Genomic DNA, 20,740 nt, shown 5'->3' with positions numbered 1-20,740 from the left:
AGTGTTAACTGTTTTGGCGCTGTTGTTCTCGTAATTGCCTCAGGGCAATGGGCAGCTCGTAATGTTGTTCAATCAAGAATCGGAGCAGTTTCGATTTGGAGAGCGTGCTGTCTTGCGACAAGGTCGCGAGCTGGCTAATAGCCGCTTCGCTGAGTGAAAAGGTTGCCTTGCGATAGTGAGTTTTCGCCTCAACGTTTGCTGGCGATAAGACTTCTGTCCCTAAGCTCTGTTTATGCAAGATCAGTACATTGGAATGATTCAGCCCAGTGTCAGTTGTTATGTTAGTGAACGTTTGGTCAGCGGTTTTAGCGTTCGTTGTCGCTGTTTCAAAAGCGAAATGACTGCCTTTTGTCTTATTAGGACTTTGTCCCATTGCATATAAGTTGGCTGCCTCAATAAACTCATCTAACGAAAGCGACGGCTGTATGTTGCTAGATGGCATAGCGTTTTTCTTGAGGTCGCTGAGTCCCATTTTGCCCCCTTTGTTGAGTGGTAAGGTGAGAGGGTTGAGCTTGATGGTGTAAGCCATTATTGACCAAACAATTATTTATCAAACCATTGTGCATCTGACCTTTACCAGTACTCTGAGCAAGCTTTGCAGGGTGTAGGTTGTCTTCTAAACTCGCGGCGCAATCGACTTGGAACAATTCACAGGCAATAGTACGGATTTCTTCTGCGGCCTTTCCGCTAGGGTCGATTTCAATCACTGATAGTCCTGACTCTTCGCTGTCATCATACACATTACGGCAGTAGGTTATTGCATCAAGGACGTTGATATCATAGGTTTTACAGACTTCTTTGGCTTCTAAAATTCGGTTAGCTTGATTCGGTAAACTTGGGCATTGGGTAATCACAAATGAAGCCTGTAGCTTTGGATTTATCATCTTACAAGTCGCGACGATATCGTCCATGTGGCTAACGGTTTTCAAATCGCGACGCTTAGGTCTTAAGGGCATTAAAATGTAAGCGGCGACAGACATGGTTGCACGTAGCGCTAAGTTATCTTGACCACCACAGTCGACTATGACGACATCATAATGTTGTTCAAGACTGAGCAAGTCATTACGGATCTTGCCGTAAAGCTGCACGCAATTGATGCTGGCCAATTTGGGATTATTATTCCTTGCCTGGATCCAATCTGATGTGGTGCGTTGGGGATCGCAGTCCACCATAATGACTGAGGCATTGCATTCTGTGGTTAGAAAGACAGCTATGTTTTGGGCTAAACAACTTTTACCGCTGCCGCCTTTTTCTCCGCCGATTAACACTATCATGACGCATTCCTTAATTCTTTTGATGACCCTTGGGCAGCGAGTTGATGAGTTGGGAGCCACACCGTTTTTGTGCTCGAAATCGAATGTAAACCTTATGTTAACCTCAGTCAATTGGCTGATTTTTTGACGGTTTTTGATTAAATTGTCAGCAATGGTTTTTTGTCAGTATCTGGTCACGTGCCGTTAATTTGACAAGTAATAGTTGAGGAATAATTTGTGAGTGATATTTTTAAGTTTTTATTTTTAAAAGGTTTAATTTGAGTGGTATCAAGTTGCAGGCTTGTTTGTTGCAATCTATGCCTGTTCACAAAATCTGAATTCTGACTTTTTATTTCTCTATCGGTATAAATGTTAATTTTATATTGCTAAATGTTATTAATGAATCCGTGTAAAGAATCGACTTCTCAGTCGAAAGTGGTCTTGTTTGGTGAGGAGCTTGTCATCAAACTGCCAAATGCTGGCTTTATCATCTCTTAGACTGCCGTCTAAATCGCTTGCAATTTCAACCATGAGAGAAGGGATGCCAAATGGATATCAAAACTATTATGCCTATTAAGTTTGAACTCGTTGAAACAGCACCGCTATTCCATGAATTACTCAATCTGCGTAGTGCCGCTGGCCGCCCTTCGATCGGTGTTGAGCTTGCGGATGTGCAGGCACTGTTTTGGGTCTCTATCCGATTGAGTGACAATGCTGAAATGGAGCATGCTGGCGCGGGAGTCGCTAAGTCTAATCTGTTAGCTACGGCGTGTGTTTACGGTAATAAGCCTGGGCATTTGGCCATTGAAGATTTTATCGTGTTGCCCGAATACCAATCCTATGGGCTGGCGAAGATCATGCTTGAGCGAGTGATGGACTTTGTCGATGGACACGCAAGTTCTGGGACTTGTATCAGCATTACCGCCTATGGTGAGTCTGAACGCTTATGCAGTGAATATGGTTTTCAATATGCGCCATGCGCTAATTTAGGGCCAAATCTATTAAAAATTGTTGCTTAGGATTCAGCTGGAAATGTAGTTTGTGCGTTTATGGTACTCACCTTAAGTATTGGATGACTTATGTGGGAGTGTTGTATGAGTTAACGGCGACATTGATTGGCTTATGTTGTAGCATCCTTGGGATAATCGGGACGACCTGCACGAGATCACAATCTATGGATCAGCAACTACTCATCGACGCTGTAAATCAAAAAATGCCCTTTGGTAAGTACGCTGGGCGTAAGTTACTCGAATTACCCGAACCTTATTTGGTGTGGTTCCATAAGCAAGGTTTCCCCCAGGGAAAACTCGGTGAGCAATTAGCCCTAATGTACGAAATCAAGCTTAATGGTTTAGAAGGCATGCTAAAACCGCTGTTGAAATGAGTTCCCCTCTTTGAAGAAAAATACTGCTTTTGCGATAAGTGTTGTATTTCGTGATAGAGATTAGCGATTTATTGTTTTTAGCGTGCTTTAATGCAGCATATTAGCAAAACAAAAGGAACGCAGGCATGATGGCAAAATGGGTAAAATTAGCGGCGGTAGCGACTTTAGCGTTAGGCATGTCAAGTGCTTGGGCTCAGGGTGTCACCCACGAAGGTACTGTTGTTGATACGATGAACGGTGGTGGTTACACCTACGTACAAATTAAAGAAGCTGACACCACTTTTTGGGCTGCAGGTCCTCAAACTGAAGTGAGTAAAGGCGATAAAGTGGCTGTGGTTGAACAAATGTGGATGAACGAATTCACTAGCAAAACCTTAAACCGCACCTTTGATAAACTGTTATTTGTTGGTCAAATCGATAAGAAGTAACAGTAACGAGTGCGCTAACCTGTGCGCCTCTTTAATCCAACGGCTTCGATACTTTCGAGGCCGTTTTTGTTTCTAGCCTCCAATGCCGCAAAATTTGAGCCTATCTCGATTAAGCGAAACGCGGCAAAATAGCGCTATTGCTAGCGGTTATTACTTAACAGAGAACACTTAAGTGACGGCGTTTGAACAGTTCGAGATCCAGCCTTATCAGCCATGTTATGCCCGTGAGGTGAGTGAGTTATTTCATCTTTGTGTGCATAACATTACCCATGCTCGTTATTCACAAGCGCAACTTGCAGCTTGGTCTGCGGCGCCAAGATCGGCTAAACATTGGGATTTGCGCTTAAACCGCTCGAAGGCGTGGGTAGTATTAGTCAAAGATGCAGCGACAGCTTCTTTAATTTGCTGCGGTTTTATCAATGTCGAAACCCATTTTGCGCACCAAGGTTATGTAGACAGCTTATATATCCATCCAGATTATCAAGCTAAGGGATTGGGTGAGCGTGCCTATCGTGTTTTAGAAGCGTGGGCTAAGGCGCAAGGCTATGCGCGCTTGAGTGTGGACGCCTCTTATCTCTCTAAAGGGTTATTTACCCGTATGGGATTCATTCAAATACAGCGCAGTTATCAGCAAAAACTTGGGCAAGTGATCCCGGGCTTCTATATGGAGAAGAATATTTAACGTTAGCTTACTAGGGGTTCAACCAAAAAGTGATGTAAGGTATTCCACAGTAAAACATTAGCTTAACGCCGTTGAGTGACACTATTTAAGTTAAATCAGTACTATTTAACTTAAATTAGAATACGGTTAATCTTAAGCGATTAACAATTCAAGATGGAGGGCAGAGAATGAAGATCCGACTATTTACGCCATCGGATGTCTCGCAGCTGGCGGCGATCTTTGAGGCGAGTGTAATGCAAGGCTCTGGCGAGTTTTACTCGTTTGCCGAACGCTCTGCATGGGCTTATATCGAAGGTGAGATCCGCAGTGAGAACTATTGGCTCGAACGCTTAAAGGGCACCACGATTTGGGTTGCTGAAGCGGATAACATGCTGGTGGGATTTATCAATCTTAAGATAGGTGCCGACAGTGAAGTTGAAGCCGCTGCCGAAGTGGAATGTCTGTTCGTGCATCCCGAATATGCCCGTTCTGGGGTGGCCACCTCTTTGTATTTTGCGTTGTTTGAAGAAGTTAAAATTTTAGCGCTGAAACGATTAACGGTTGAAGCATCCTATCTCGCGCGACCATTTTTTGAAAAACAAGGATTTCGCAGTATTCGCCGTAATGAACATAAGCGTTTTTTGAATGCGGCGGATAAAGCACAGGGCCAAGCCCAAGTGTTGGTTAACTTCAGTATGACACTCGCGCTTTAACTCAGCTTATTAAAGTGCTGGTCTGGTTCGCTCAACGAGGCCGTTAGCACTGCTTTTATAACATCGCTTTATAACATGGCCATCAAAACGCCAATAAAAAACACTGCCAAAGATGACTTGTGGCAGTGCTTCTAGGTTTTCTAGGTGAGTGCTTATCAAGCTGGCATGTAATCACTTGCTCAATGACTTGCTTAATCGTTAAGCGGCTGTACTGAGTGGTTCAGTTAAGCCGCTCGTATTACGCATTAGCCGACAAGTCGAATACTAGTGCGGTGACTTGGCCGCTTGTTGCCGTAAAGTCGACACTCGCAAGTTGGGTCAGATGTGCGCCGTCCCCAGTCGTGAGTGTTGTACCATTGATATCCAGCGTACCTTCAATCAATTGAACATACAGATGACGACTCGCTTGTTCGGCGGTTCTGGCCATCGTCACTTTTTCGCCTTCGCTTAACACTAAACGATATAGGGTCGCATCCTGTTGCACTTTCAGCGTGCCATTTTCACCGTTTGGTGTCACCACTGCTGTCAGCGGTGAGCTCTGCTCGAATGCCTTTTGCTGATAACCCGCATCTATGCCTAAGGTATCTGGGCGGATCCAAATCTGTAAAAAGTGTAGCGGCTCAGTATTAGAAGCATTGAACTCGCTGTGGTAAATGCCTTTACCCGCCGACATCAACTGAAACTCACCAGCAGGTAAAGTTTTGATATTTCCGAAACTGTCTTTATGGGCGATAGTGCCAGATATCACGTAACTGATGATCTCCATGTCTTTATGTCCATGGGTATCAAAACCTGCACCCGGTGCAACGCTGTCATCGTTGATGACTCTTAGGGATGAAATCCCCATGTGCTCTGGGTCATAGTAGCTAGAGAAAGAGAAGGTATGTTGACTCTTTAGCCAGCCTAAATCTGCTTGACCGCGATCCTGTGCTTTTCTTAATGTGATCATCTTGCTTCCCCTTTATTTGATGCGGTTAGCGAATACGTTATCGACAGCGAACTTGCCTGCACCTGAAACCGCCAATGACACTGTGGCTGCGAGTAGGGCGAGACCAAATTCGTAACCGTTGTTGGCAAGGAACAGACCGTTGCCTATGTGTACTGAGAAAATCGCTATTATCATAGTGAATGACAATACGAGGGCGGTTGGGCGAGTCAGCAGGCCGAGTAACAGGAATAGGCCGCCGAAGAATTCACTTGAACCTGCCATCAGTGCCATTAAGTAACCTGGCGTCAAACCTATGGATGCCATCCATTGTCCAGTGCCTTCTAAGCCGTACCCACCGAACCAGCCAAACAGTTTTTGTGAACCATGGGCGATTAAGATAATCCCGATAGGAAGACGCAGTGCCAGTGGGGCAAGACTAGGGGCTGATTTGAGTGTTTTTGCGATGAGTGCTTTCATGGGCTATTCCTTATTTCAAATTATTTGACAAGTGTTTAGTGTATTGTTCAATCAGTTTTAACTCAGTTTTTAAATCTGTTCTAACTTAACTTTACTCAGTGTCTACATCCGATTTCGGCAGTGAGTTCCGCAGAACCTCTCCATTGCTAAGCAGTGTAGACTTGACCTTTGGCAAAGAAAATCGGAACATTTTCAATGTCTACTTCAAATAATTTGAATATGAGGTTTTTATGTTGCCATCTATTAGTCTCGATGGATTAATCGTACTCGATGCCATTGATAGAAAAGGCAGTTTTTCCGCAGCGGCCGAGTCCTTGTTCCGAGTGCCGTCGGCGCTGACCTACACAGTGCAGAAACTGGAAAGCGATTTAGGCACAAAATTATTTGAACGTAAGGGCCAACGCGCCGAACTGACCTTAGTCGGCCAACTTGTGCTGCGCCAAGGTCGAGAAATCCTTTCGGCAACGTCTAGGCTCGAAGAAGCGGTGCGTCAACTCGAGACCGGCTGGGAGTCTTCGTTAACCTTAGCAATTGATACTGTCGTGCCGGATTTACCCCTATTGCAGTTGATCGGGGAATTTACTGAGCTGGGTAAGCAAGTGACGGTGAACATCAGTGAAGAGTCCTTAGGTGGCGGCTGGGATGCACTCTATTCGGGCCGTGCCGATATTGCCATCGGCGTAACGGGTGAACTGCCAAAAGGTCAATATCATGTGGTCGAAATCGGTGAATTGGAGTTTGTGTTTGCCTTAAATCCTGCCCACCCATTGGCGCAACATGCGGGTCCTATTCCGACCGAGGCATTGCTGCAATTCCCTTCCATTGTGGTGGCTGACAGTTCGACTGCCTTAGCGCAGCGCTCGAGCGGTTTATTTGATAGTCGCCAAGTGATCCGGGTGCCAAATATGCAAACCAAGATTAAGGCTCAGCAATTGGGACTCGGCGTAGGCTACATTCCAAAACACTTGATTTTAGATGCGTTGGCGACGGGGAGCTTAGTGGCTTGTCATGTGGAAATGCCGCGCCCACCCCAAGCTGTGTTTATGGCGTGGCGTAAAGACGCGCAGGGCAAGGCAAAGGATTGGTTTACTGAGCGCTTGCCACAATGCGACTGGCAATTTTAAGAGCCTAGCAATTTTATAATTCTAGCAATTTTGATGACAGGCAATGAGAGCAACGTTTGTTTTGCATCACTGCCTATTCAACGCTTTGTTAGGAAGACAGTTCCCAGTCACTCATTAATTTACTTTGCTCCTCACTGCATCAATGTTGACGCCATGAGGAGCATTGGCACTTAACCCATACGTTGGCTGTGGCTGGTGTAATGCACGTGCTGTGACAGTAAATCAGACAGATTCGGTGAGCGATTTAAGAATCGAATAAAGGCCTGTGGCAACGTCAGAGACTCCATCGACTCCTGCCAGCGAGCTTGCAGCAATGGATGATAGCCTTCCTTACCTGCCGCTGTGTAAGAGGTCGATACCCCCACATACAGTGACTCAGGCTCAACCGGATACCAAAGGGATTGGCTGTCCTGCTGCATCATTTCTAGTCTGAATAAACGTTCACCCAGTGGGCGTCGCCCATCGTAGTAATACCGTAGGCCGTAGGTGTACGGGAAACTACCTGCTCCTGTACCACGGACACTGTTGTTGGTTGCCGCGTTAATCGCCGATTCGAGCGCTTGATAGAGGAATTGACCTTGAATTTCATATTTAACTAATGGCAATTCGAAGGGCAGCAACTGCCCCATCACATCCGCTAGCGTCAACTGACCTTGGGCCACTGATTGGCGTACACCGCCGGCATTATGCAGGGCAAAGTTCACCCTAGGGTCGACAAGCTTAGCTTCTTGGAACATGCTGCGGCTGACCCAAGGCGCAATTTCACTGCCGTGGGGCAGGGCCTTAGACGGCAGGCGCGTATGGACTAAGTTTTTTGGCACCAGTGCTAAGACTTTGTTTTCCATCTCTGCGATGGCGGGTTTGTAGATGTCTCGAATAACGCCATCAATATCGGTATCGGCATCATCCCAAAGGACATTTGGATGCTGACTGAGCTGTTGGCGCACCGCTTGGTAATCTTGGTTATCGACGGTTGTGTTAGCACTTAAGATAAAGTGTTGATCCAGCATGAAGTAATTGCCGCCAGTTAAGCTCTGCACTTTACCTTCAGCATCAAATGTTATCTCGGCTAAGCCGACGACTTCGGCATATTTCCCCGCGTGCACTATCGGTGTGTTATTGATGACTTCACCGTAGGGTAGGTTGCTCAAACCTAAGGCGCGAAAATCGCCCTGTAGCGTATGCGTGTGACCGCCTACGATCAGGCTAATACCCTCTACTTCGGCCGCAAGGCGCTTATCTTGATCTAGGCCTAAGTGGCTGAGCACGATAATATGTTTGATGCCTTGATTTTTAAGGTGCTCAACCGTGCGTGCGGTTGTGGCGATAGCATCGACAAAATGAGTGTCGGGATCGGGGCGAGCGATCTCTTTCATTTGATCTAACGTAATACCGACAATGGCTAACGTCTTATCGTGGAAAGGCTTAAGCAGATATTTCGCGCGTTTTTGCTCATGATCATAATCCAAGATATTAGGCAAACCACGCAGACAACCGGGTTTGTTGAGATCTTCTTGGCTTAAATCCATGTTGCCCGCAAGCAATGGGAAATCAATCTGCTTAGCAAACTCGGCAAGTCTGGCGTTACCTTCATCGATATCGTGGTTGCCAATGACCATAGCATCGGGCGCTAACAGATTGAGTAAGTGGGCGTTGGCCTTGCCTTTAAAATGGCTGAAATAAAGCGTGCCTTGGAAGCTGTCGCCACCGTGCAGGAAAACAAACGGCGTATTGGTTTGTGCAGCAGCTTGACGTGCCTTAGTGATGTGGTGGCCGATGCGGGCATAACCACCGCTATGGCTGGTTACATCAAGCTTATGCTGGCCGAGGTTAAGACTAAATTGGACGCGGCAGGGCTCAAAATTCGAATGGGTGTCATTAATGTGCGCGAGTGAGAGTGTGTAGCTCTGTGTCATAACTTACCTCTATTACGGCGGGTGAGTATATACCCAAGCGACCTCAAAATGCGAGGCTCAGAGGGTTCTGAGTTATCCGCATTCTAAAAGAATAAAGGGAGCTAGGCTCCCTTTATATTAACAAGCACTAAACTGGCTTAGCCTTTAACCGGATTTGGCTTCGTCATCATCGGATGCGGCTTCAAAATCACCGTCATCGGATAGGCGAATGCCTTTTTGCTTCATGCGCTTAGTCCAAAGTTTACGTGCTAATTGCTGCATATCGGTCGCGGGATCGTTTAAATCGACAATCTCTAATCCTAGCATAGATTCGATAATATCTTCTTGAGTCACAATACCTTGGCTACTGCCGTACTCGTCGACCACCATAGCAATTTGGGTGTTACGTTTAATCATACGCTCAAACAGTGGCAGAATTTTGGCGGTTTCAGGCACCACAAATAAACTCCGTTTAAGCTCACCAATCGGTGCTTCTGGTGTGTAACGCTCAGCCAGCAACACATCGGTACGGGTGATATAACCGATAATATCGTCATGATCCTGATCGTATACTGGAATACGGGTAAAAGGCTTGTCGCGATATTGACGTACAAACTCATTTTGAGTCAGATCCACTGGCAGCGAGAACATCACAGTGCGCGGTGTCATGATTGCTGTAACGGGCATATCACGTACCTTGAGCATTTGCGTCAGAATTTTCGACTCTTGCTCGTCAAGCTCACCGGATTCATGGCCGATTTTTGCCATCGCGCTCATTTCTTGGCGGATATAATGGCCTTCATCACCTTTGCCCATCAAACGAGTGACTTGCTGCGACATCCAGATCAGCGGTCTAGTGACACGCTTCATCCACATCACGGCAACAGACACGCTCGGTGCGAGGCGACGCCAATGGTTGGCACCCAATGATTTAGGAATAATTTCTGAGAAGAACAGAATAATAAAGGTCAATACGCCCGAGAAAACACCCAACATATCGTCACCAAATATTTTCGCTGCTTGCGCACCCGCAACGGCGGCGCCGACGGTATGGGCGATAGTATTCAACGTAAGGATTGACACCAAAGGGGCTTCGACATTTTCTTTCAGTTTACGCAAGCGCGTGGCTGCGGCACTGTCAGTTTGTTCGAGTGATGCGATATAACTTGGGGTAACCGATAGCAGAACAGCTTCGAACACACTGCACAGAAAAGAAACTCCGACAGCGACAAGCACTATAATGATGAGGGTTAACATATAGGTGGAATTACAACTCCGTATTTTAGGCCAACATTAGCCCGTGGAGATTCTAGCATAGGTTAATTGAGTTACTGGCTAAAATTTATTTGCGTCTGTATAATTCGCCGCCCTGTTACAGGATCCGGTTTTGGTGTTGAGGTTAGCTATATGAGTGAAAAGAAGATCAATTTATTAGACCTTGATCGTAAGGCGATGCGCGCATTATTTGCGGACATGGGAGAGAAACCCTTTCGTGCCGATCAGCTCATGAAATGGCTATATCATTTCGGTGTCAGTGACTTCGAAGAGATGACCAACATCAACAAAGTGTTACGTCAAAAATTGGCGGCACGCTGCGAGATCGTTGCGCCGGAAATTTCGAGCTTCCAAAAATCGACCGATGGGACGATTAAATTCGCGATCAACGTTGGTCAAGGCCAAGAAGTTGAAACGGTTTATATTCCTGAGGATGACCGCGCGACTTTGTGTGTCTCATCCCAAGTGGGTTGTGCCCTCGAATGTACTTTCTGCTCAACGGGTCAGCAAGGGTTTAACCGTAACTTAACGGTTTCTGAAATCGTCGGCCAAATTTGGCGTGTATCGCACTTTTTAGGTTTTGCTAAAGACACGGGCGAGCGTCCGATCACTAACGTCGTGATGATGGGCATGGGCGAGCCATTGCTCAACCTAGCCAATGTGATCCCAGCAATGGACATCATGCTCGATGATTTTGGTTTTAGCTTGTCAAAACGCCGCGTGACCTTATCAACATCAGGCGTAGTGCCAGCGTTAGATAAACTGGGCGATGCCATCGATGTGGCACTTGCCGTCAGTATCCATGCGCCAAATGATGAGCTGCGTGACATTCTGGTCCCAATCAATAAAAAATATCCGCTGGATGAGTTTTTAGCGGGTATTCGTCGTTATATCGCCAAATCTAATGCAAACCGTGGCCGCGTGACGGTTGAATACGTGATGCTAGATCACATCAACGACAGCACAGATCAAGCCCATGAGTTAGCTAAGTTGATGAAAGATACACCTTGTAAGGTAAATCTGATCCCATTCAACCCGTATCCAGGCTCGCCTTACGGCCGTTCGTCTAACTCACGTATCGACCGTTTTTCTAAGGTGCTTATGGAGTACGGTTTTACTGTGATCGTGCGTAAAACCCGTGGTGATGATATTGATGCCGCCTGTGGTCAGTTAGCTGGTGATATTCGCGATAGAACGAAACGTTTAGCAAAAAAACGCATGCAAGAAAACCAGATTTCAGTCACAATGAATTAACTCTTTGTTTGCACAGATTTATAGGCTTGCCCATGAAGCATGGATTGCCAAGGTTTTCGTTGATTTTAACCCTGTCATTATTGATGACAGGGTGCGTCACTGAGCGTACTTATACCGGGACAGATATTCCTGTTTCGGAACGAAAGTTAGACAAAGTCGCCGCCGCGCGCGAACGTTTGCAGCTCGGCTTAACCTATTTAAATCGAGGTAACTCGGAACAAGCCAAATACAATCTTGATAAAGCATTAGAATATGCTCCAGAGCTCGAAGATGTGCATACTGCTTTGGCTTATTACTACCAAACCGTGGGCGATCTAGTACGTACCGAAGAGTCGTACATGAATGCCATTAGTACCAAGGACGCCTCTGGCGATTCCATGAATAATTTCGGGGTGTTTTTGTGTCAACAAAAGCAATACGACAAAGCTGAAAAAATGTTTTTGGCCGCAATCGAGATGCCTAAATATACGCGAACGGCCTCAAGCTACGAGAACTTAGGTCTCTGTAGCCGTGAAGCAGGACAAGCAGAAAAGGCACAACAGTATTTTCAGATGGCGTTAAAGTATGACCCGAGAAGATCGGTGTCGTTGCTGGAGATGGCAGAGTTAGAAGTCGACCAAGGTGATTTTATTCAGGCGCGAAACCAATTAGCGCGATATCACCAAGTGGCTGAGCAAACTCCAGAAAGTTTAGCGCTCGGAATCAAAATAGAGCAGGCAGTGAATGATGATGCCGCTGTGAAGAGATTTGGTATTTTATTGCTTGCCAAATTCCCAGCATCACCTCAGGCCAAGCAATACAGAGTTAATTTGCATCAATGAAAGATCATGAAACCAATGCGCCAGTTGAGTCAGTAGCTCCGCAATCAGTCGCGCTAGATGTAACGCTTGGAACCTTATTAAAAGACGCCCGTGAAAAAATGGGCCTTAGCATTCAAGATGCGGCGGTTAAACTGCATCTACGTCCTCGCATTATTGAAGACATTGAAGCTGACAATTTTACCAATATAGCTTCATCCACTTATGTTCGTGGTTATGTGAAAAACTATGCCCGTATGGTCAGTGCCGATGCGGCCTTGATTGAAGCGTGTTTAGTGCGGCAAGTGCCGGTGGTGACTGAGCCTGCGATGCAAAGCTTTTCACGTAAGACGACTTACCAAGCTAGCGATACGCGCTTAACTTGGCTGAGTATTTTTATCGTTATTGTGTTACTCGGCTCGTTAGTCGTCTGGTGGATGCAAAAAACGACCTTATTAAGCACTATCGATGTGTCACAGCCTACGGCCGAAGAGGTCGCTGCGGTGAATCAAACGCTGCCCGGTGACGTGCTATTGACCGAAACTGATGCCAGCCAGCAATTGACTGAAATAGCGGCTAACGGCTCTATGTCAATCGATGGTCCGATTAAAGATACCGATGCCAGTACTATCGACGTGAGCACTGGGCCTACTGACAACAATTATCCTCAAACGGCGGATACGAGCAATGAAGATGGTGGCTCAGCTATCGCTGCCACCACTGGGCCGCAAACGGCCGCGACTGTAGCTCAACAACCTGTAGCTCAACAGCCAGTTGCCACCGCAACGCCTTCACCCGCCTCAACATCGCCAGCCACCTCAGTCAACACTCTGGTTGCTGTTGCTGGACAATCGATTATTGATGTTCAGTTAACCGGTGATTGCTGGATAAACATTGTCGATGCTAAAGGCAAAGCCTTAGTCGATGGTGTGAAAGGCGCCGGCGCTGCAGTGCAAGTGAGCGGTGTGCCACCGTTTAAAATTATTTTAGGGGCGCCCCATGTGGCGACCTTAAGCTTAGATGGTCAAATGGTTAGCTTAGCGGATTTCCCCAAGGGACGTGTCGCACGTTTAACCTTGCCGAGAGCCTAACGACCGCGTAATGATCTGCAGCACGTACCGAAATAGAGCGTATTAAGCATGTATAATGAAACTCCCATAAAAAGACGTCCTTCCACCCGCATCTATGTGGGTAATGTACCGATTGGTGATGGGGCGCCGATTGCCGTTCAGTCAATGACCAATACTAAGACCACAGACGTTGAAGCGACTATCGCTCAAATTCGTGCCTTGGAAAAAGTCGGTGCCGACATAGTACGTGTCTCAGTACCGACTATGGATGCGGCTGAAGCTTTTAAACTCATTAAGCAAGCGGTCAACGTGCCTTTAGTGGCCGACATCCATTTCGATTATCGCATTGCCTTAAAAGTTGCCGAGTATGGTGTCGATTGCCTGCGTATTAATCCGGGTAATATTGGCAATGAAGAGCGTATTCGCAGCGTGGTTGAATGCGCCCGTGACCACAATATTCCCATCCGTATTGGGGTGAATGGCGGTTCATTAGAGAAAGATCTGATGGACAAGTACAAAGAGCCCACGCCACAAGCATTGCTTGAATCAGCCATGCGCCATGTGGATATTCTGGACAGATTGAACTTCGACCAATTCAAGGTCAGCGTGAAAGCCTCCGACGTGTTTTTAGCGGTTGAATCCTATCGTTTATTGGCAAAGCAAATTCGTCAGCCTTTGCATTTGGGTATTACCGAAGCGGGCGGCGCACGCGCAGGTTCTGTTAAATCGGCAGTGGGTTTAGGCATGTTATTGGCCGAAGGTATCGGTGATACCCTGCGTATTTCCCTTGCCGCCGATCCTGTCGAAGAAATTAAAGTCGGTTTTGACATTTTAAAATCGCTGCGGATCCGCAGTCGTGGCATTAACTTCATCGCCTGCCCATCTTGCTCCCGTCAAGAGTTTGATGTGATAAGCACAGTCAATGAGTTAGAGCGTCGCCTCGAAGACGTGACTACTGCTATGGATGTGTCTATTATCGGCTGCGTAGTGAACGGTCCAGGCGAAGCCTTAGTGTCGCACATCGGGTTAACCGGCGGACACAATAAGAGCGGATATTACGACGAGGGCGAACGTCAAAAAGAACGTTTTGATAACGACAACATTGTCGATTCCCTCGAAGCGAAAATTCGCGCTAAGGCCAGTCAAATGGCGAACCGGATTCAAATAAAAGACACAACTGAGTAATATGCATCTGCATTTGGGCATAGATTACGCCTAATGATTTTGAGCTAGGCCCCGAAACCGACGGGGTCGTTTTACGTTTTACGTTCAAAAGCCTATAATGCGTGACATTTTTTATTAATTTAGCTAAATCGGACGAGTCGATACAGTGGCAAAACAGATCCAAGCGATTCGCGGAATGAATGACATTCTGCCAACTCAAAGTCCTCTATGGCAAAAAGTGGAAGCGGTACTACGTTCGAGCGTCAGTGCTTACGGTTACAGCGAAATCCGCACTCCAATAGTGGAAAATACCGATCTCTTTAAACGCTCTATCGGTGAAGTGACTGATATTGTTGAAAAAGAAATGTATACCTTCGCAGATAATAACGGTGACAGCTTAACGCTGCGCCCAGAAGGTACGGCATCGACAGTGCGTGCGGGTAACGAAAACGGTCTGTTGTATAACCAAGAACAACGTCTTTGGTATATGGGTCCTATGTTCCGCCACGAGCGTCCACAAAAAGGCCGTTATCGCCAATTTAACCAATTTGGTGTGGAAGTCTATGGCATAGGCACGGCGGATATTGATGCTGAAGTCTTGATGCTATCAGCCCGCCTGTGGGAAAAACTCGGTATTAGCGATCACGTATCGTTAGAGCTGAACACCTTAGGCGATCCTGCTGAGCGCGCGGTTTACCGTGATGCCTTGATTGCGTTTTTAGAGCAGCATAAAGATGCGCTCGATGAAGACAGCAAGCGTCGCATGTACAGCAATCCGCTGCGGGTATTGGATTCAAAAGATCAAAATGTCCAAGCGATTTTGGCTGGTGCACCTGAGTTGATGGATTTCCTCGGTGAAGAATCGAAGACACATTTTTCACAATTGCGTGAACTACTTGACGCAGTGGGTATCAAATACACCATTAATCCGCGCCTTGTTCGTGGTTTAGATTACTATAATCGCACTGTATTTGAATGGGTTACATCGAGTTTAGGCTCGCAAGGTACAGTACTTGCGGGTGGTCGCTACGATGGCTTAGTTGCCCAATTAGGCGGGAAAGATACCCCAGCGGTGGGTTTCGCTATGGGCTTAGAGCGCATTGTCTTGCTGCTTGAAACCTTAGAGCTAAACAAAGATATTCCGTCAGAAGTGGATGTGTATGTCACTGCCATGGGCGATAGCTGTCTGGTTGAAGCGATCAAAATAGCGCAGGAATTACGCAGCGCGCTGCCAAACCTTAAAGTGATGAGTCACTGCGGTGGCGGCAACGTGAAGAAACAAATGAAACGTGCCGACAAAAGCGGTGCGAGTGTGGCGTTACTGATAGGCGAAGATGAACTTGCCGAAGGTATGGTGACGGTTAAACATTTACGCAATGACATCGAACAACAACGGGTAGCTCGAAGTGCCTTAGGCGCATTTTTAGCTGAACTGGCCATTAAGTAATAGATCATATAAGGGGACGTGCGCGTGGAAATTTATAGCACAGAAGAACAACAAGTTGATGCTATCAAGCAGTTCTGGAAAGATTACGGAAATTCAATTTTAATCGGTGCCGTCGTCGGTTTAGGCGGGCTGTATGCGTGGAATTATTATTCTGACGTTAAAGTGGCCCAAGCGGAAGAAGCCTCAAAAGCATTTCACGAGTTGACCACTAAATCAAGCGACGAAGCCGCTATGCTGGCGGGCGTCGCCGAGTTTTCTAAAAGTCATGATCAAAAGGGCTATCAAGCGCTGTTAGAACTGATCGTGGCAAAAACTGCGGTAGAAGCCAAGGATTATCCTAAAGCAATCGAAGCCTTGAGCAAGGTTATTGCGGCTAAGCCAGGTGCTGGTTTAGATGTGATTGCCACTTTACGTGTAGCCCGAATCCAAGCCGAACAAGGTCAAATTGACGCCGCTCTGGCGACCTTAGAACAAGTTACAGATAAAGCCTTCTTCGCCCAGCGCGATGAATTAAAAGGTGATTTCTTAGTACGTCAAGGTGAAGTTGAGAAAGCGAAAACAGCTTATCAAGCTGCCATGGACAATGGTGGTGTGGTCACAAGCCCAGCGCTTAAAATCAAACTTGATAGCCTAAATCAGGCATAAGGGATCCCTTGATGAAGTCTTGGTGCAAAAACCTGCTAGCCGCCGGATTAAGTCTGGCCATGTTATCCGCCTGTTCGTCGAGCGATGTTGAAGACGAGCCTGTCAGTGAGTTAACTGCAATTCAGGCGACAGTGTTCCCTGAAGTAAGTTGGAGCGCCTCTGTCGGTGATGGTGTGGGTGATTATTATTCTCGCCTCGCTCCCGCAGTCCGTTATGGAAAAATCTTTGCTGCCGATCGTTATGGCGAAGTCACCGCGTTTGATGAAGCGACTGGTGAGCGCGTTTGGACTAAAGATTTCAGCGAAGAATTTCGTGATAACGCGTTAGCAAAAAACAAAGGTGCGCGTATTGCCGCCGGTGTGACTGCTGCGCGTAATAAAGTCTTTTTAGGTGGTGAAAGTGGGCTGTTAGCTGCGCTGAACGCCGAAGATGGCCAAGTGTTATGGCATGTGATTGCGGGCGGAGAATTATTATCAGCACCAACGGTTGCCGATGACGTCGTGGTTGTCAGCACCAGCTCAGGTTCACTCGAAGCTTTTAACGTCGATACTGGCGCTAAGTTATGGGTGTATGAAATGCAATTGCCGAATCTGACCCTGCGCGGTACAGGTTCTGCAGCTTATGAAGCGGGTGGTTTCTTCATCGGTACTGCCGATGGCAAAGTGGCTGTTGTGATTAAAAACAATGGTCAAGCTGCATGGGAACAGGCGATTTACAATCCAACTGGCGGTAACGAGTTTACGCGTATGGCCGACGTGGATATGACGCCGCTGATCCTTGGCGACAACTTATATGCGGTGAGCTACAACGGCAACTTAGTGTCGATGGAACTGCGCACGGGTCGAGTTGTGTGGACACGTAAGTATTCTAGCTTTAACGAGTTAGCATCAGCGGGCTTAAGTTTGTTCGTCGTTGACGACCACAGCCGTATCTACTCAGTTGATAAACGTAACGGTCTAGAACTGTGGAGCAACTCTGAGTTAGCTAACCGCACTCTGACGTCACCAGCTGTGTATAAAGACTATTTAGTTGTGGGTGATTTCGAAGGTTATTTACACTTCATCGATCGCAGTACAGGGACGATTGTGGGTCGTGTCCAAGTGGACAGCTCTGGATTATACAGCCAGCCATTAGTGGTTGACGATAAAATCTATGTTCAAGGTCGCAGTGGAAAGTTAGCTGTTGTAACACTTCCATAGTTAAAAGTGTTATCCTTGTAGAGCCCCTGGAAGTGTGTTCCGGGGGCTTTTTATTGAAAAGTTTTTTAGAGGCAAAATCATGATCCCTGTAGTGGCCCTTGTTGGTCGGCCGAACGTCGGTAAATCCACCCTATTTAATCGCCTTACGCGCACGCGTGATGCGCTGGTTGCTGACTTTCCTGGCCTAACACGTGACCGTAAATATGGTCGAGCATTCTTATCCGGCTATGAGTTCATTGTGGTCGATACCGGCGGTATCGATGGCACTGAAGAAGGGATCGAGACGAAAATGGCCGAGCAATCCCTTGCCGCCATTGAAGAAGCCGATGTTGTTCTATTTATGACTGATGCGCGCGCAGGTTTAACCTCTGCGGATCTGTCGATTGCACAGCACTTACGTAGCCGTGAAAAAACCACCTTCGTCGTCGCTAACAAGGTGGACGGTATTGATGCCGATTCTGCCTGCGCCGAGTTTTGGTCTTTAGGTCTAGGTGAAGTTTACCAAATGGCAGCGTCTCAAGGACGCGGCGTGACCAACATGATCGAATACGCGCTGACTCCTTATGCCGAAGCGATGGGCATAGTGCGTCAAGACGAAGGCGAAGTGACCGAAGAGCGTGAATATACCGAAGAAGAAGCCGAAGCTGAACAAAAGCGTCTGCAAGATTTGCCTATCAAGCTGGCGATCATCGGTAAACCGAACGTCGGTAAGTCAACCCTGACTAACCGTATTCTAGGTGAAGAGCGCGTTGTGGTATTTGATGAGCCCGGCACAACCCGTGACAGTATTTATATTCCAATGGAACGTGAAGGTCGCGAGTACGTGATTATCGATACCGCGGGTGTTCGTCGCCGCAGTAAAGTACATCAAGTCATTGAGAAATTCTCAGTGATCAAAACCTTGAAAGCGGTTGAAGATGCTAACGTGGTGTTACTTATCATCGATGCCCGTGAAGGTATCGCCGAGCAAGATTTGGGTCTGTTAGGTTTCGCGCTCAATGCGGGTCGCGCTTTGGTTATTGCCGTCAACAAGTGGGATGGTATCGACCAAGGTATTAAAGATCGCGTGAAGAGCGAGCTTGACCGTCGTCTTGGCTTTATCGACTTTGCTCGTATTCACTTTATTTCGGCGCTGCACGGTACTGGTGTTGGCCATTTATTTGAATCGATTGAAGAAGCCTACGACAGTGCCACACGCCGCGTCAGTACTTCTATGCTGACACGTATCATGCAAATGTCGCAGGATGATCACCAGCCGCCATTAGTGAATGGTCGCCGTGTGAAGCTTAAATACGCGCACGCAGGTGGTTACAATCCACCAATCGTGGTGATCCACGGTAACCAAGTTAGCAAGCTGCCAGACTCGTATAAGCGCTACATGATGAACTACTTCCGTCGTTCATTGAAAGTGGTGGGTACGCCAATCCAGCTGCGTTTCCAAGAGGGTGATAACCCATTTGAAAACAAGACTGAGAAGTTGACTATGAGCCAAGAACGTCGTCGCAAGCGCGCACAAAGTCATATCAAAGACAGAAAAACCAAATAGTGTTTTTTACTAGACACATTTGAAACAAAAGGAACCTTAGGGTTCCTTTTGTGTTTTAAGACTATTTCAGCGTCATGTAGATTTATTCGAGCGGCTTTATCTGAGTGACGGTTGAAATCACTTGTCCATGGCGCAAGCGGGTTTGCAGGCTATCACCGATTGTCAGTTTATCGGCAGAGTCGACCACTTGATTGTGGATGTCAGTGGTGATGCTGTAACCACGGCTCAAGGTAGCAAGCGGACTGACGGTTTCGAGTTGATGGGCCGCGTATTTTATCCGTTGCTCACTTTGGCTCAGTTTGTCCTGTAATGCATCCTGTAAGCGACTCGCAAGATAACTTAGGCGGTTACCCTCAATGGTGAGCTTATGCTTGGGAGATTGCTGTTCAAGGCGACTTGCGAGTAACTGCTGACGGCGGCTGAGTATGTGCAAGCGATTCGACAGCGCCGACTCCAGTCTTAATTGCATCTCATCGAATCTTTGTTCGAACTGCTGCAAGGTCCGTTTGGGATCTTGGCGTTGCAGTCTGTGCTCAAGCAAGCTGAGCCGTCTTTCTTGCTTAAGTTGATAATGTTTCGCACTTTGTTGCAGGCGAGATAAAGCTGTTGCGAGTTTTTGCGCCTTATTGTCGCTATCTTGGGATAACAACTCTGCACCTGCAGATGGTGTTGGGGCGCGAATATCGGCAACGTAATCACTGATGGTGGTGTCGACTTCGTGGCCGACGGCGCTGACCACGGGCAGGGCGCTGTTATAAATTGTGTGGGCGAGGGCTTCGCTGTTAAAACACCACAAATCTTCAAGCGAACCGCCACCACGGGTGAGCAGTAATACGTCGACCTCTAAACGCTGGTTGGCGATATTGATTGCCTGACAAATACTCTGCGCCGCAGTTTCACCTTGAACCTGAGTCGGATAGATAATGACTTCGATTGAAGGGTCGCGCCTTGCGAGTACGTGTAAGACATCGCGAATCGCTGCGCCGGTTGGCGAAGTAATAACGCCAATGCGTTGGATGTTTTTTGGCAGCAATCTTTTGGTATCGGCGGCGAATAATCCTTCGGCGGCGAGCTTCATTTTGAGTGCATCGAATTGCTGGGCGAGTAGTCCATCCCCTGCTGGTAGCATGGACTCAATCAATAATTGATAGTCGCCTCTGGGTTCATACACGCTGATCGCGCCTTTGACTAACACTTGCTGACCATTGATGGGCTTAAAGCTGACCGTTTGGTTACGGCCTTTAAACATGGCACAACGGATCTGGGAAGAGTGGTCTTTTAAGGTGAGATACCAATGACCTGAGCTGGGAGAGGAAAAGTTGGATATTTCGCCATTGAGCCAAATTTTACCCAATTGTCCCTCGAGAATTTGTCTGACTTCACCATTGAGTCGCGAGACAGTATAAATATTGTTTTTGGCGCCTTGCATCGAATTACTCAATTAAATGGGGATATTTGCTATTTTCCATTTACCAGTGCC

The 20,740-nt window shown here is 47.0% G+C and carries 21 protein-coding genes; 14 read left to right on the top strand and 7 right to left on the bottom strand.

Going from position 1 to position 20,740, the window contains the following annotated elements:
- Positions 1-4 precede the first annotated feature (4 nt).
- Together NE536_RS00975 and NE536_RS00970 are read right to left on the bottom strand one after the other, a co-directional pair.
- Positions 5-472, bottom strand: a complete 468-nt coding sequence (locus NE536_RS00975) for a CopG family transcriptional regulator (RefSeq protein WP_261271503.1) — start codon at positions 470-472, stop codon at positions 5-7.
- Positions 432-1,274 carry an AAA family ATPase gene (locus NE536_RS00970; protein WP_261271502.1) on the bottom strand — a complete coding sequence of 281 codons (843 nt, stop codon included), beginning with the start codon at positions 1,272-1,274 and terminating at the stop codon, positions 432-434. Before NE536_RS00970 ends, NE536_RS00975 begins: the two co-directional genes overlap by 41 nt.
- Before the next feature lie 527 nt (positions 1,275-1,801).
- On the opposite strand from NE536_RS00970, the gene NE536_RS00965 reads away from it, so the two are divergent.
- The 5 genes from NE536_RS00965 (at position 1,802) to NE536_RS00945 (ending at position 4,439) form a co-directional block, all read left to right on the top strand.
- Positions 1,802-2,272, top strand: a complete 471-nt coding sequence (locus NE536_RS00965; protein ID WP_106649948.1) for a GNAT family N-acetyltransferase — start codon at positions 1,802-1,804, stop codon at positions 2,270-2,272.
- 155 nt (positions 2,273-2,427) lie between these two features.
- Positions 2,428-2,637: a DUF3820 family protein gene (locus NE536_RS00960; protein ID WP_006082494.1), complete on the top strand. Its 210-nt coding sequence runs from the start codon at positions 2,428-2,430 to the stop codon at positions 2,635-2,637.
- 125 nt (positions 2,638-2,762) lie between these two features.
- Entirely contained in the window at positions 2,763-3,065 is a 303-nt protein-coding gene (locus NE536_RS00955; RefSeq protein ID WP_006082493.1) for a hypothetical protein, read from the top strand.
- A 172-nt stretch (positions 3,066-3,237) separates the two neighbouring features.
- Positions 3,238-3,747 carry a GNAT family N-acetyltransferase gene (locus NE536_RS00950; protein WP_261271501.1) on the top strand — a complete coding sequence of 170 codons (510 nt, stop codon included), beginning with the start codon at positions 3,238-3,240 and terminating at the stop codon, positions 3,745-3,747.
- 167 nt (positions 3,748-3,914) lie between these two features.
- On the top strand, positions 3,915-4,439 hold the full coding sequence (locus NE536_RS00945) for a GNAT family N-acetyltransferase (protein ID WP_006082491.1): 525 nt from the start codon (positions 3,915-3,917) through the stop codon (positions 4,437-4,439).
- A 238-nt stretch (positions 4,440-4,677) separates the two neighbouring features.
- On the opposite strand, the gene NE536_RS00940 is transcribed toward NE536_RS00945, so the two are convergent.
- Positions 4,678-5,388, bottom strand: coding sequence for a pirin family protein (locus tag NE536_RS00940; RefSeq protein ID WP_261271500.1), 711 nt, complete (start codon positions 5,386-5,388; stop codon positions 4,678-4,680).
- A gap of 12 nt (positions 5,389-5,400) precedes the next feature.
- Positions 5,401-5,844 (bottom strand): DoxX family protein, encoded by a 444-nt coding sequence (locus NE536_RS00935; protein WP_261271499.1) that lies wholly within the window; start codon positions 5,842-5,844, stop codon positions 5,401-5,403.
- A 230-nt stretch (positions 5,845-6,074) separates the two neighbouring features.
- Between NE536_RS00935 and NE536_RS00930 the strand changes: the two genes are divergently transcribed.
- A complete protein-coding gene (locus tag NE536_RS00930) occupies positions 6,075-6,968 on the top strand; it encodes a LysR family transcriptional regulator (RefSeq protein WP_259513595.1) in 894 nt (297 codons plus the stop codon).
- Between the two features lie 170 nt (positions 6,969-7,138).
- On the opposite strand, the gene NE536_RS00925 is transcribed toward NE536_RS00930, so the two are convergent.
- Entirely contained in the window at positions 7,139-8,884 is a 1,746-nt protein-coding gene (locus NE536_RS00925) for a bifunctional metallophosphatase/5'-nucleotidase (RefSeq protein WP_261271498.1), read from the bottom strand.
- Between the two features lie 144 nt (positions 8,885-9,028).
- Complete coding sequence (locus tag NE536_RS00920) at positions 9,029-10,120, bottom strand: CNNM domain-containing protein (protein WP_261271497.1); 1,092 nt, start codon at positions 10,118-10,120, stop codon at positions 9,029-9,031.
- A gap of 150 nt (positions 10,121-10,270) precedes the next feature.
- Here NE536_RS00920 and rlmN point away from each other — a divergent pair, with 150 nt between their 5' ends.
- The 8 genes from rlmN to der all read left to right on the top strand — a co-directional run bounded on the left by rlmN (position 10,271) and on the right by der (position 19,260).
- Positions 10,271-11,392 carry a dual-specificity RNA methyltransferase RlmN gene (gene rlmN / locus NE536_RS00915; protein WP_006082485.1) on the top strand — a complete coding sequence of 374 codons (1,122 nt, stop codon included), beginning with the start codon at positions 10,271-10,273 and terminating at the stop codon, positions 11,390-11,392.
- A 32-nt stretch (positions 11,393-11,424) separates the two neighbouring features.
- On the top strand, positions 11,425-12,213 hold the full coding sequence (gene pilW / locus NE536_RS00910; RefSeq protein ID WP_261271496.1) for a type IV pilus biogenesis/stability protein PilW: 789 nt from the start codon (positions 11,425-11,427) through the stop codon (positions 12,211-12,213).
- On the top strand, positions 12,210-13,280 hold the full coding sequence (locus tag NE536_RS00905; RefSeq protein ID WP_261271495.1) for a RodZ domain-containing protein: 1,071 nt from the start codon (positions 12,210-12,212) through the stop codon (positions 13,278-13,280). The genes pilW and NE536_RS00905 overlap by 4 nt, the downstream gene beginning before the upstream one ends.
- A gap of 48 nt (positions 13,281-13,328) precedes the next feature.
- Positions 13,329-14,444, top strand: coding sequence for a flavodoxin-dependent (E)-4-hydroxy-3-methylbut-2-enyl-diphosphate synthase (gene ispG, locus NE536_RS00900; protein WP_006082482.1), 1,116 nt, complete (start codon positions 13,329-13,331; stop codon positions 14,442-14,444).
- Positions 14,445-14,589: 145 nt separating this feature from the next.
- Positions 14,590-15,870 carry a histidine--tRNA ligase gene (gene hisS / locus NE536_RS00895; RefSeq protein WP_006082481.1) on the top strand — a complete coding sequence of 427 codons (1,281 nt, stop codon included), beginning with the start codon at positions 14,590-14,592 and terminating at the stop codon, positions 15,868-15,870.
- Between the two features lie 24 nt (positions 15,871-15,894).
- Entirely contained in the window at positions 15,895-16,515 is a 621-nt protein-coding gene (locus NE536_RS00890; RefSeq protein ID WP_261271494.1) for a tetratricopeptide repeat protein, read from the top strand.
- An 11-nt stretch (positions 16,516-16,526) separates the two neighbouring features.
- Positions 16,527-17,714: an outer membrane protein assembly factor BamB gene (bamB, locus tag NE536_RS00885; protein ID WP_006082479.1), complete on the top strand. Its 1,188-nt coding sequence runs from the start codon at positions 16,527-16,529 to the stop codon at positions 17,712-17,714.
- Between the two features lie 79 nt (positions 17,715-17,793).
- A complete protein-coding gene (gene der, locus NE536_RS00880) occupies positions 17,794-19,260 on the top strand; it encodes a ribosome biogenesis GTPase Der (RefSeq protein WP_106649962.1) in 1,467 nt (488 codons plus the stop codon).
- Positions 19,261-19,342: 82 nt separating this feature from the next.
- On the opposite strand, the gene xseA is transcribed toward der, so the two are convergent.
- Complete coding sequence (gene xseA / locus NE536_RS00875) at positions 19,343-20,689, bottom strand: exodeoxyribonuclease VII large subunit (RefSeq protein ID WP_261271493.1); 1,347 nt, start codon at positions 20,687-20,689, stop codon at positions 19,343-19,345.
- Between the last annotated feature and the right edge of the window lie 51 nt (positions 20,690-20,740).

The sequence above is a fragment of the Shewanella septentrionalis genome, assembly GCF_025370265.1.
GTDB lineage: Bacteria > Pseudomonadota > Gammaproteobacteria > Enterobacterales > Shewanellaceae > Shewanella > Shewanella hafniensis.
The sequence above is the reverse complement of the archived record's forward strand: the minus strand, read 5'-3'. Positions and strand labels throughout refer to the sequence as shown.